The 12,172-nt window shown below is 63.1% G+C and carries 13 protein-coding genes; 4 read left to right on the top strand and 9 right to left on the bottom strand.

Annotated features, from left to right (window positions below; translation table 11 throughout):
• Positions 1-3 precede the first annotated feature (3 nt).
• Positions 4-1,104, bottom strand: a complete 1,101-nt coding sequence (locus J4E63_RS25695; RefSeq protein WP_103307891.1) for an efflux RND transporter periplasmic adaptor subunit — start codon at positions 1,102-1,104, stop codon at positions 4-6.
• Between the two features lie 94 nt (positions 1,105-1,198).
• Between J4E63_RS25695 and J4E63_RS25690 the strand changes: the two genes are divergently transcribed.
• The gene (locus tag J4E63_RS25690) at positions 1,199-1,834 is read left to right on the top strand and encodes a TetR/AcrR family transcriptional regulator (protein ID WP_207283700.1); all 636 of its coding nucleotides are present in this window, start codon (positions 1,199-1,201) and stop codon (positions 1,832-1,834) included.
• Between the two features lie 123 nt (positions 1,835-1,957).
• On the opposite strand, the gene J4E63_RS25685 is transcribed toward J4E63_RS25690, so the two are convergent.
• Entirely contained in the window at positions 1,958-2,740 is a 783-nt protein-coding gene (locus tag J4E63_RS25685) for a class I SAM-dependent methyltransferase (RefSeq protein ID WP_207283699.1), read from the bottom strand.
• 91 nt (positions 2,741-2,831) lie between these two features.
• On the opposite strand from J4E63_RS25685, the gene J4E63_RS25680 reads away from it, so the two are divergent.
• Positions 2,832-3,452, top strand: a complete 621-nt coding sequence (locus J4E63_RS25680) for an energy transducer TonB (protein WP_207283698.1) — start codon at positions 2,832-2,834, stop codon at positions 3,450-3,452.
• On the opposite strand, the gene J4E63_RS25675 is transcribed toward J4E63_RS25680, so the two are convergent.
• From J4E63_RS25675 to ppc, 7 genes are all read right to left on the bottom strand, one after another.
• Positions 3,453-4,151, bottom strand: coding sequence for an extensin family protein (locus tag J4E63_RS25675; protein WP_103307893.1), 699 nt, complete (start codon positions 4,149-4,151; stop codon positions 3,453-3,455).
• Positions 4,152-4,167: 16 nt separating this feature from the next.
• Complete coding sequence (locus J4E63_RS25670) at positions 4,168-4,989, bottom strand: oxaloacetate decarboxylase (RefSeq protein WP_207283697.1); 822 nt, start codon at positions 4,987-4,989, stop codon at positions 4,168-4,170.
• A 33-nt stretch (positions 4,990-5,022) separates the two neighbouring features.
• Entirely contained in the window at positions 5,023-5,883 is an 861-nt protein-coding gene (locus J4E63_RS25665; RefSeq protein WP_207283696.1) for a DUF72 domain-containing protein, read from the bottom strand.
• Positions 5,883-6,191, bottom strand: a complete 309-nt coding sequence (locus J4E63_RS25660) for a hypothetical protein (protein ID WP_060739023.1) — start codon at positions 6,189-6,191, stop codon at positions 5,883-5,885. Before J4E63_RS25660 ends, J4E63_RS25665 begins: the two co-directional genes overlap by 1 nt.
• Before the next feature lie 316 nt (positions 6,192-6,507).
• On the bottom strand, positions 6,508-7,185 hold the full coding sequence (gene tsaB, locus J4E63_RS25655) for a tRNA (adenosine(37)-N6)-threonylcarbamoyltransferase complex dimerization subunit type 1 TsaB (RefSeq protein WP_207283695.1): 678 nt from the start codon (positions 7,183-7,185) through the stop codon (positions 6,508-6,510).
• Between the two features lie 94 nt (positions 7,186-7,279).
• Positions 7,280-7,927: an adenylate kinase gene (gene adk, locus J4E63_RS25650; RefSeq protein ID WP_192261557.1), complete on the bottom strand. Its 648-nt coding sequence runs from the start codon at positions 7,925-7,927 to the stop codon at positions 7,280-7,282.
• A 291-nt stretch (positions 7,928-8,218) separates the two neighbouring features.
• Positions 8,219-10,849, bottom strand: a complete 2,631-nt coding sequence (gene ppc / locus J4E63_RS25645) for a phosphoenolpyruvate carboxylase (protein ID WP_103307895.1) — start codon at positions 10,847-10,849, stop codon at positions 8,219-8,221.
• A 181-nt stretch (positions 10,850-11,030) separates the two neighbouring features.
• On the opposite strand from ppc, the gene J4E63_RS25640 reads away from it, so the two are divergent.
• Entirely contained in the window at positions 11,031-11,375 is a 345-nt protein-coding gene (locus J4E63_RS25640) for a hypothetical protein (RefSeq protein WP_003198166.1), read from the top strand.
• A gap of 378 nt (positions 11,376-11,753) precedes the next feature.
• Positions 11,754-12,167 carry a DUF4398 domain-containing protein gene (locus tag J4E63_RS25635; RefSeq protein WP_003198164.1) on the top strand — a complete coding sequence of 138 codons (414 nt, stop codon included), beginning with the start codon at positions 11,754-11,756 and terminating at the stop codon, positions 12,165-12,167.
• Positions 12,168-12,172 lie beyond the last annotated feature (5 nt).

Genomic DNA, 12,172 nt, shown 5'->3' with positions numbered 1-12,172 from the left:
GGATTACTCCTTGGCCGTCAGGTTGACCACGCGGTTGGAGCGATCCACCGGCCGCACCTGCTGGCCGTCAAGGAGCACATGCACGCCGGCAGCCACCACCCAGTCATCGGGGCTGAGGCCTTCCAGCACCGGCACCGTCTTTTCGCCGAAGGCGCCGACCCGCACCGGGACTTTTTTCAAGGTGTTGTTGGCGTTGACCACCCAGACATACGTCGCGCCGTTTTCAGCGGTCAGGGCCGACAAGGGCACCGACAGCGGCACCTTGTCGGCAGTCTGGATAAACACTCGCGCGCTCTGGCCCAACTCGGCCGGAACGCTGCCGGCGGTGAAGGCCACGCGGGCGGCGAAGGTACGGGACTTGGGGTCGGCGGCGGGTGACAGTTCGCGAATACGCCCGCTGAAACGCTGGTCGGGCTGGCTCCACAGTTCGACCGAGACCGGCTGGCCGATCTTGAACCGGCCAAACCCCTGTTCCGGCAGACTGATCAGCACCTCACGCTCACCGTCGGTGGCCAGGGTGAAGACGGTTTGCCCGGCCGAGACCACCTGCCCGACTTCCACCGAACGCCGTGCCACCACGCCATCCTGGGGCGCACGCAACACCGAATAGCTGGCCTGGTTGTTGGCGACATCGAACTCGGCCTTGATCTGCTTGAGCCGTGCGGTGCCGGAGCGATAAAGGTTTTCGGCGTTGTCGTACTGGGAGCGGCTGACCATCTGCCGCTCCATCAAGGTTTTGTAGCGGTCACGCTCGGCGCGGACAAGGTTCAGGTTGGCCTCGGCGGCGGCGACCTGGGCACGGGTCGCTTCCAGTTGCAGGCGCACATCTTCGGGATCGAGCTCCGCCAACGGTTGATTGGCCTTGACCCGCTGCCCCTCCTCCACCAGTCGTCGGCTCACTTTGCCGCCAATGCGAAAGGCCAGGTCGGGCTCGAAACGGGCCCGCACTTCGCCGGGGTAACTGTCCATCGCCTGGGCCGACGGCTCGGGCTTGACCACCATGGCGGGGCGCACGGCGACGGGCACCGGCTCGTCATGACCGCACGCAGACAATAAAAAAACCAGGGCGACTGGCACGGCGAGGGGCAGGGCATAGCGGAACATGACAAGTGACCTTTCGCTAATGGTGCTTGGAATAATTATACTGGCGAGTATGTTATTAATAGCAAACTCACCAGTCCAGTATTAAAGCGAAGAAATGTCGAACAATCCTTCACCCCCCAGCGGCCCTGGTCGCCCCAAGGACCTGGCCAAGCGCCAGGCCATTCTCGACGCGGCGAAACGCCTGTTCCTGAGCATGGGTTATGCCAATACCAGCATGGACGCCGTCGCCACCGAGGCCGGGGTTTCTAAACTGACGGTCTATAGCCATTTCAACGACAAGGAGACGCTGTTTTCCGCTGCCGTGATAGCCAAATGCGAAGAGCAGGTGCCGCCGCTGTTTTATGAATGGCCCGACGGCGTTGCGATCGAACAGGTGTTGTTGAACATCGCCCGCGGGTTCAACCAACTGATCAACAGCGCCGAATCCCTGAACCTGCATCGGCTGATCATGGCCCTGGGCAGCCAGGACCCGAAGCTGTCGACGATTTTCTACGAAGCAGGCCCACAGCGGATGCTCTCAGGCATGGAGCGGCTGCTGACCAAGGTCAACCAGAGCGGTGCCTTGAGCATCGATAAACCGCGCAATGCCGCCGAGCATTTCTTCTGCCTGATCAAGGGCGCGGCGAATTTCCGGTTGTTGTCTGGCTGCGGCGAACCCCAGGAAGCGGAAGCGGCCGAGGCTCATGTGCAGGAAGTGGTGGGGTTGTTCATGCGGGCTTATCGGCCTTAGCTCGACCGGTAGCCTTGCGCGCTGGAAGGGCCTCATCGCGAGCAAGCTCGCTCCCACAGGGTTTGATGTGCACCACAGATCCAATGTGGGAGCGAGCTTGCTCGCGATGCAGGCGACCCGGCCTCAGGGCTTGAGCGCTTTCTTCGGGTAGATGTCGTAGCGACTGGATTTGCCATCGAGCCCATGGCTCGGCTTCGGCCCTTCGATGCACGGGGCTTTGCGCGGGCGCTTGACCACCACCCGGTGCGTCGCCAGGGCCAGGGCCGCGGCGAGCAGCGCCGGGGCGTCCGGGTCATCGCCCACCAGGGGGCGGAACAGGCGCATTTCCTTCTTCACCAGGGCGGTTTTCTCACGATGAGGGAACATCGGGTCGAGGTAGATCACCTGGGGCGGTTCGCCTTCCCAGTTGCGCATCACCTCGATGGAATTGCCCTTGAGCAAACGCATGCGCGCCACGATCGGCGCCACCTCGAAGTCCTCCGCCCCACGGGCCAGGCCATCCTCCAGCAAGGCGCCAATCAGCGGCTGGCGCTCGATCAGGCTCATGTCGCAGCCCAGGCTGGCCAGCACAAACGCATCCTTGCCCAACCCGGCCGTGGCATCCAGCACCCGCGGACGCACGCCCTGGGCGATGCCGACCGCCTTGGCGATCATCTGGCCGCTGCCGCCGCCGTACAAGCGCCGATGGGCCGCACCGCCTTCGACGAAGTCCACGCGCACCGGCCCGGGTGCATCCGGGCCCAACTGCTGCAATTGCAACCCCTGCTCACCGACCTGCAAGGCAAACTCGCCATCGTCCACTTGCAAAGGCAGGCCAAGCCGCTCGGCCCAGTGTTCGGCCTGCGGTTGGAAGGCCGGGGCCAGGGCCTCGACATGGATGCGGCAGGCCGCGGGTTGTTCATTCATGGAAACATGCTCAAAAAATTAAGGATCGGCAAAAACGGCCGATAACAACGGTGAACGGCATTTTGCCAGAGCTGAGCGTCGACCGAGAAAAATGTCAGACATTCAATCCACATCGATAGGCGTTATCTCCCCTTACGGCGATTACAGCCTGCGTAACACCCAAGCGCTGAGCGGCGTCAGTCACCTGTGGCAGGATTTTTTTGCCCGGGCCCTGGCCGATCAACTGGGTGATAACGCACCGGCGCCTGGCAGCTACCAGCCAGTGCCCCTCGATGAGGCTGTTGAACCGACCCTCGGCGCCGAGCTGCTGGCGCACATCGTCAGCCAGCGCACCTGTGAAGTGACCGAAACGCCGGTCAAGCCGCCTGAACCGCTGTTCCTGCCCATCGCCGAATTCGAACTCGACCTGCTGGACAAGCCCTTCCCGCCCTTCCCGCCGGAAGAAATCGCCGCCCAGCAAAAACAGCAGACCTTCGAAAGCAACTGGGTTCGCCCACTCGTCCTCGCCGCCGGCCAACCGCTGCCAGAACCAGGCCCGGCGCCACAACCGCGCCCATTGCATCTGCCAATCGCCGAGTTCGAACTCGACCTGCTGGACAAACCGTTCCCACCTTTCCCGGAAGAAGAACGGGTGGCGCAACAGAAACAACTGGACTTCGACACCCGCTGGGCGCGTCCGATCGTGCTGCAGAACCTGCGCATCGCCGCCTGATCAGCGACAGATCCACCATGGCCCCACGTCCAGATGAAAATGGTTGCGGTGCGCCGCGTTGTAATCCGGGCTCAAGACCACACTGAACATATCGCAGGCACCGTCCCGTGCCTGACGCAGAAAGCGCGCATCGGCATTGTCCTTGGGCCAGTCCCTGAGCACGCTGATCGTGCGCCCATCGGCCAGGCGAAACCCGGCGATATCCAACGCGCTGGCGGTGGCGTGCTGGCTACGCGCACCGCTCTCGCGACCGTACATGTTGCGGCAGGCGAAACTGCCGAGGTGATCGACCCGCGTCACTCTCTGCCCGTAGGCCGCCACTGCCGCCGGCTGCAACCCATGGCGCTCGAACAGCGCGAACGCCACCGCCAGCGGGCAACTGGCGAGGAAACTGCTGCTCAGCGCCACCTCACCGCCCTGCACCCTCAACACGTTGGTCAACGGGCACGTCGTATTGGCACCGCTGTCGGCCTGACGCGCGGTACGCAGCCCCGAGGTGGCGAGGGCCTGGTCACACAGCTGCGGGTCGTTGCGCAGGGCCATGAGTTTGAAGCGGGTCAGCAGGTTGGGCGCGAGATTGACGTCCAAGGGCGCCCAGGGATTCCATTGGGGCGGCAGCGCCACCCAGCCACGCCATACCGCCAGCACGGCAACGCCAACGAGCAGTGCCACGATCGCAAGAGCTTTCAAAAACCGCACGACAATGCCTCGGGCATCAACCCTTGAATAATTGGTTGGCCTGCTTGAACGGCATCGAGCGGCGCGTGAAGGTGAACGTGCCCTGCTCCTGGATTTCCTCGGCGGCGCGGAAGAACTCGTCATACGCGGCCAGGGCCAGCGCCGACCCGACACTGATGCGCTTGACGCCCAACTCGCTCAACTGCGCGACGGTCAGGTCCAGCGCCCCGGACATCAGTACATTCACCGGTTTCGGTGCCACGGCCTGCACCACTGCGAGCACTTGCCCGGCGCTGCTCAGCCCCGGGGCATACAGCACGTCGGCCCCCGCCTCCGCGAAAGCCTTCAAGCGGCGAACGGTGTCGTCCAGATCCAGATTGCCGTGCAGGAAGTTTTCCGCCCGAGCCGTCAGCAGGAAGGGATACGGCAAGCTGCGCACGGCCTCGGCGGCGGCCTTGACCCGCGCCACGGCATGGTCGAAGCAATAGATCGGACTGTCTTCGCGCCCCGTGGCATCCTCGATCGAACCACCCACCGCACCGGCCTGCGCCGCACGGAGCAGGTGACGCGCGCAATCCTCGGGGGCATCGGCAAAACCGTTCTCCAGGTCGACGGCCACCGGCAGGTCAGTGGCCGCCACAATCGCCCGCACGTTAGCCAACGTGTCCTCCAGGCCCAGCGCGCCATCGGGTCGGCCCAAGGAAAAGGCGTGACCGGCACTGGTGGTCGCCAAGGCTTCAAAGCCGAGGCTGGCCAGCATCCTGGCCGAACCGGCATCCCACGGGTTGGGAATGACAAAGGCCCCTTCGCGTTCGTGCAAGGCCTTGAACGCCTGGGCTCGACGAATTTGCGCATCCATGTAGTTCGCTCCTGAGCAGAGAGGGAGTGGGCCTCAGAGCAAACCCAGTTGCTCGGCGGCGGGCTCTCTATATAGCGCAGGCAGGGCCGGCAAGCCAGGCAATCGACTCATCAAACGCTCGTGAAAGCGTTGCGCGAGCCGGGCCGCCAGCCGGTTGTCGGCAGTGTGCAGGAAGATGTAAGGCGTGCGGCCCTCTTCGATCCAACCGGCGATTTTCTCCACCCAGGGCGTCAGGAACGGCTCGTTGGCTTCCAGCGCCGGATGGCCGATGAAGCGCACTTGCGGACATTGCGTGAACGCCGCCGGCCGGGGCGGCACGCGGGGCTTTTTCGATTGCGCGTGAAGCACGGCGGGATCAAGGGAGGTGCAACTGAACAAGGCCCGGGGATCAAGGCAGATGCGTTCGACGCCGCGATCGAGCAACAGCCGATTGAGGCGCCGCTCGGCGTCGCCCTTGGCAAAGAACTCATCGTGACGGACTTCCACGGCCAAGGGGCGCTGCAAGGCGTCGATGAACCCTGCCAGTTCCGCTAACCGATTCGGGGTGAAGGCCTTGGACAGTTGCAGCCAGTACGGCGCGACGCGCTCGCCCAGGGGGCTGAGCAATTGCAGGAAGGTTTCAGTGGCCGTCAGGCGCTCGCGCAAATCGCCATTGTGGCTGATGTCACCGGGAAACTTGGCGGTGAAACGGAAGTGCTCGGGCATGATGTCGGCCCAGCGCTGGACCGTGGCCGCAGACGGGCTGGCATAGAAGGTCGTATTGCCTTCCACGGCATTGAACACTTGGGAATAGAGATCGAGGAAGTCGGTGCTTTTGGCGTCCTGGGGATAAAGGTAATCGCGCCAGGCGTTTTCGCTCCAGGACGGACAGCCCAGGTAGTAAGGCAAGACCATCAGATGTAGAGATCGAGTCCCAGCACTTCCATATCCCAATCGACGAAGCCGGCGGTGCTCAGGTAGCTCGCCAGGGCCGTGGCGACACTGCGGCTCATCGCACGGTGATAAATCATGTCTTGCTGACGGGCGGGAAGATTGCTCAGGCGTTGCGCCGAAGCTTTGGCGGCGCGAGCGGCCAGTTGCTCCTCGGACGGAAACTCCAGGTCGCCTTCGATATCATCGAAGTTTTCCGGCTCAGTGGCTTTACCCGCACGAGGCCGACGCTTGATGGGGTAGGACTGGGATGGAAAGCCGTCTATACGCATAACAGAATGCTCGGTATCAATGATGGCAATTTAGCGGCACTTTCGCAGCCGCGCAAATGCGCAAGTGATAACTAGAACACATAAAGTCAAAAAGGTTTAAAAACGGGCCGAAAAAGTGACGACTGGCAATATTGAGTGTGACTTCTGGAGGCGCAAATGACTTTGTGGCGAGGGAGCTTGCTCCCGCTGGGCTGCAAAGCAGCCCCAATACCTGGACCAGAACGGTGCGAATGAGACTTTAGGGCCGCTTCGCGCCCCAGCGGGAGCAAGCTCCCTCGCCACAACGGTGTTCACTTGAATACCCGTCGCTGTCGAGTTACCGCTCGGACTTGGGTGTTGCAACCTTGTCTCGCAGGTACACCGGCTGCGCATCATCGGCTGGAATGGCTTCGCCCCGTGCCCAGGCGAAGCGGGCCAGGGCCAGCAGGTCTTCGGCGTGAGGCAGCAGGGTAGCGTCCTGGCCGGTCAGGCTGACGGCGATGCGCTCGCCGTAACCCCAACCGGTGCCGGCGCCGAACCAGTCACCGTCGGCCCCGCTTGGCAACGCCGCGGCCTCGGGTGGCAATACCGCCTCAGAACCGACCAGGCGCATCTCGCCGTCGGTTTCGCAGTAGCAGCCCCAGTACACCTCGTCCATACGCGCATCGATGGCCGCCGCCACCTGGCGGGCACCGTGCTCACGCATCGCCCGCTGGGCCAGCACCGCCAGGTTCGAGACCGGCAACACCGGCCGCTCCAGGGCAAAGGCCAGCCCCTGCACTACACCGATGGCAATGCGCACGCCAGTAAAAGCCCCTGGCCCGCGCCCGAAGGCAATCGCGTCCACCGCCTGCAAGCTCGTTCCGGCGTCGCTCAACAGTCGCTGGATCATCGGCAACAATTTCTGCGCATGCAGGCGCGGGATCACCTCGTAATGGCTCGTGACCTTGCCGTCGTGCAGCAAGGCAACGGAGCAAGCTTCGGTCGCGGTGTCCAGGGCCAGCAAGGTGCTCATCGATGTGTCCGTAAATCAGGTGGGAAAAAAGTGCGCCAGTATAAACAACTACGGCCCGCAAGCGGGCCGTAGTTGATGCAGCTGATCAGACTTTTCAGCTCAAGGCTGCAAGCACCTTGGCCGTGATCGCTTCAACCGAACCGACACCTTCGATGTGGCTGTACTTCGGCTTGCCATTGGCAGCCGACAGTTTCTGGTAGAAATCCACCAGCGGCTTGGTCTGGGAATGGTAGACCGACAGGCGGTGACGCACGGTTTCTTCGGTGTCGTCCTTGCGCTGCACCAGGTCTTCACCCGTCACGTCGTCCTTGCCTTCGGTTTTCGGCGGATTGTAGACGGTGTGGTAAACGCGACCGGAAGGCTCATGAACGCGTCGACCGGCAATGCGCTGGACGATTTCCTCGTCTTCGACGGCAATTTCAACCACCGCATCCAGCTCGACACCAGCAGTCACCAGGGCTTCAGCCTGGGGAATGGTGCGCGGGAAGCCATCGAACAGGAAGCCATTGGCGCAGTCGGGTTGAGCGATGCGATCCTTGACCAGGGCGATGATCAGGTCATCCGACACCAGGCCGCCGGCATCCATGATGCTCTTGGCTTGAACGCCCAGTGGAGTGCCCGCCTTGACCGCGGCGCGCAGCATGTCGCCAGTGGAGATTTGCGGGATACCGAATTTTTCGGTGATGAACTTTGCCTGAGTACCTTTACCGGCCCCGGGAGCTCCCAGCAGAATGACGCGCATCGATGTGCTCCTCAATTTTTTTATGTAAAACGCTCGGATTCGCCTCGTGGGGCCAATCTTCGAAAAACAGGATCGTGACCGCCCAAACGGCCAAAGGCTGATCAAGATACACAGCAGGCCCGACCCACACAAGCCGCCGAAAGTCGGAGTAACCCGCGCCCGATACGACCTTCGGAGGGGGTGGCGAGCGTCGCAACCGAACAACAAACTGTCGCCTGCTCGACCTGCCCCCTCCCCCTGCAGGCAACGCCCGGCAACACCGGACGAGCCGTTTCGGTGCGCTGCCTGATGTTAGCCGGTATTGCGCAAACCGGCGGCAATTCCCGCCACAGACACCAGCAACGCCTGTTCCACGGGGCTGCCCTGGGCCACATCCTGCTGCCGCGAGCGCGCCAACAGCTCGGCCTGCAACAGGTGCAACGGGTCGAGGTAGGTGTTGCGCAGGCGAATGAATTCCAGCGTGGCTGGGCTATGTGCCAGTAGCTGCGACTGACCGGTCAAGCCAAGGACCACCGAGCAGGCCTGCGACAATAGGTCGCGTAAATGCGCACCCAAAGGCAGCAGCCCAGGTTCCACCAAACGCTCGTCGTAAGAGCGCGCGATATCGGCGTCGGCCTTGGCCAGCACCATCTCCAGCATATCGATGCGGGTCCGGAAGAACGGCCATTGCTCGCGCATCTGCCCCAGCAACTCACCTTCGCCGCGCTCCAGGGCCTTGCTCAGTGCGGTTTCCCAGCCGAGCCAGGCCGGCAGCATCAGGCGGGTCTGGGTCCAGCCGAAGATCCACGGGATCGCCCGCAGGCTTTCGATGCCGCCGGCCCGACGCTTGGCCGGACGGCTGCCCAGGGGCAGGCGCCCGAGTTCCTGCTCGGGGGTGGACTGGCGGAAGTACTCGACGAATTGTGGGTTCTCCCGCACCACGGCGCGGTAGGCACTCACGCCGTCGGCCGCCAGTTCGTCCATCAAGTCCCGCCACTGCGGCGTGGGTGGCGGCGGTGGCAGCAACGTCGCTTCAAGCACCGCGGCGAGGTAAAGATTGAGGTTCTGTTCGGCGATGTCCGGTAGGCCGAATTTGAAACGAATCATTTCGCCTTGTTCGGTGGTGCGGAAACGCCCGGCCACCGAACCGGGTGGCTGGGACAGGATCGCCGCGTGCGCCGGACCGCCACCACGGCCCACGGTGCCGCCACGCCCGTGGAACAACAGCAGTTCGACTTGTTGCTCGCGGCAGATGTCCACCAGCCGCTCCTGGGCCCGATACTGTGCCCAGGCCGCCGCCGTGGTTCCGGCATCCTTGGCCGAGTCGGAATAGCCGATCATCACTTCCTGGGGGCCTTGCAGCCGTGAGCGATAGCCGGGCAGCAACAACAACCGCTCGATCACCGGCCCGGCGTTGTCCAGGTCGGCCAGGGTTTCGAACAGCGGCACCACCCGCATCGGCCGCAACACGCCGGCGTCCTTCAACAACAACTGCACGGCGAGAACATCGGAAGCCGCGCCAGCCATGGAGATCACATAGGAACCCAGGGACGCCGCCGGCGCCGCCGCCACTTCCCGGCACGTCGCCAACACTTCCGCGGTGTCGGCCGAGGGCTTGAAATGGGCCGGCAGCAGCGGGCGCCGGTTGTTCAGTTCCTCGAGCAGGAAGCTGATGCGCTGCTCCTCGTTCCAATCCTCATAGCGGCCCAGGCCCAGGTAGTCGGTTATTTCCGTCATGGCGGCGCTATGACGCGTCGAGTCCTGGCGCACATCGAGGCGCACCAGGAACAAGCCGAAGGTCACCGCCCGGCGCAGGCAATCGAGCAACGGCCCGTCGGCAATCACGCCCATGCCGCACTCGTGCAGGGAGTGGTAGCACAGCTCCAAGGGGTCCAACAGTTCGCGGTTGTGCTGCAGCACCTCGGCGCTGGCTGGCGTGGCGGCACTCAAGGAGGCGTGGGCCCAGTTGCGAGTGGCGCGCAGGCGTTCACGCAGTTGCTTGAGCACGGCGCGATACGGTTCGGCGCTGTCGCCGGCCTGGGCACGCAAGGCCTCACTGGCGTTTTGCATGGACAGCTCGGCCGCCAGTTGGTCGACGTCACGCAGGTACAGGTCCGCCGCCATCCACCGCGCCAGCAACAGCACCTCGCGGGTCACGGCGGCAGTGACATTCGGGTTGCCGTCACGGTCGCCGCCCATCCACGAGGCAAAGCGGATCGGCGCGGCCTCCAGCGGCAGACGCAAGCCGGTGGCGGCATGCAGGGCCTGGTCGGCCTTGCGCAGGTAATTGGGGATGGCCTGCCACAGCGAATGCTCGATCACCGCGAACCCCCACTTGGCTTCGTCCACCGGGGTCGGCCGGGTGCGGCGGATCTCTTCGGTGTGCCAGGCTTCGGCGATCAAGCGTTGCAGCCGTTCGTGAATCTGCGCGCGCTCGGCGCTGGTCAGGTCGCGGTGATCCTGGCCGGCCAATTGCGCGGCGATGGCGTCGTATTTCTGGATCAACGTACGGCGAGCCACTTCCGTGGGGTGGGCCGTGAGGACCAGTTCGATCTCCAGGCGCCCCAACTGCCGGGCCAGGGCCTCGGCACCATGGCCCTCGGCCCGCAACCGGGCGAGCAGCTCGGGCAGGACCCGTGCCTCGAAGGGCGCCGGTTGCGACTCGTCGCGACGGTGGATCAGTTGGTACTGTTCGGCAATGTTGGCGAGGTTGAGAAACTGGTTGAACGCGCGCGCCACCGGCAGCAATTCGTCCTCGCTCAGTTGGTTGAGGCTGGCACTGAGTTCGGCGTCCACGGAGCCGCGTCGGTCAGCCTTGGCCCCCTTGCGGATCTGCTCGATCTTGTCGAGAAACGTGTCCCCGTACTGTTCGCGGATGGTATTGCCCAGCAGTTCGCCGAGCAGGTGGACATCCTCGCGCAAGCGGGCATCGATATCGGTCATCAGCATTTCTCCAGCAAAAAAGTCCGGACAGCTCTTGGCTTAGAAGAGTGCCGATGCCCGTCGCTTATGACAAGCGACGAAGGGACTTTAAACCTTGTCCAACAAAGCTAGTCTCATGAGTAAGCCACACAACGGCTTGTCACTCACCGCGCCTGCCACGAGCAGGCTGATTGAGGTCATCATGAAAATTCGTGAGCTTGCCCAGCATTGGGAAGAAAACGCCAAGGGTCGCCTGACCCAGACCGGCTACACGATCCATCTGGACGTGGAAGCCGCCGCGCGCCTGGCAGCGATCTGCGACATGTACCCCAAGCGCCAGCCCGAGGAGCTGCTGGGCGAGCTGATCGGGGCGGCGCTGGAAGAGCTGGAAGCCAGCTTCCCCTATATCAAGGGTTCGCAAGTCGTGGCCACCGACGAAGAAGGTGACCCGCTGTACGAAGATGTGGGCCCGACCCCGCGATTCCTCGCGTTGTCCCGTCGCCATCTGCACGAACTTTCCTCGCAGAACGACAAATCCAAACACTGATTTCCCTACGGCGCAAATCTTGTAGGAGCTGCCGAAGGCTGCGATCTTTTCCCTGGCCCTTGAATCTCAAGCGAAAAGGCAAAAGATCGCAGCCTTCGGCAGCTCCTACGCGCGCGCCCTCCCAAAAAACGCACGTCTCCCTACGCCGGGAATACCGCTGCGCGCCCTGAAAGTTCAGCTTTTCTGCCACTGACCGATCAGTCAGTAATTCTTTTGGCGAATGGCCATCTTCGCTGAACTTTTGAAAAACGCCTCGGGTCACACCGAGTAACCATACTGGAACGGTTGTTTAAATAAACGCGCCTTGGCGCCAACGCCAAACCAGACGTCACGGCTTCGGTCCCAGCATGGATTTGTCGTTTTCTCAGGAGTTTTCCAATGGAGTTGAAGCCTATGAATACCTGCACTGCCAAACCCTCATCCACTGGCCTGCGCGGCTTGAAGTTGGCTGCCCTGGCGATCGGTAGCAGCTTCATTCTCGCCGGTTGCGCCGGTAATCCACCGTCCGAGCAGTACGCGGTGACCCAATCGGCGGTCAACAGCGCGGTCAGCGCCGGCGGCACCGAATTCGCCGCGGTGGAAATGAAATCGGCCCAGGACAAACTGAAGCAAGCCGAAATCGCCATGCATGACAAGAAGTACGACGAAGCCAAGCGACTGGCCGAACAGGCCGAGTGGGATGCCCGCGTCGCCGAGCGCAAGGCCCAGGCCGCCAAGGCCGAACAAGCACTCAAGGATTCTCAGAAAGGGGTTCAGGAACTGCGTCAGGAAGGCATGAACAAGGTTCAGTAAACCGT

Origin of the sequence: Pseudomonas sp. FW300-N2F2 (assembly GCF_017351655.1) — a bacterium.
GTDB classification, from domain to species: Bacteria; Pseudomonadota; Gammaproteobacteria; order Pseudomonadales; family Pseudomonadaceae; genus Aquipseudomonas; species Aquipseudomonas fluorescens_AA.
This window is presented reverse-complemented; position numbering and strand designations above follow the sequence as displayed.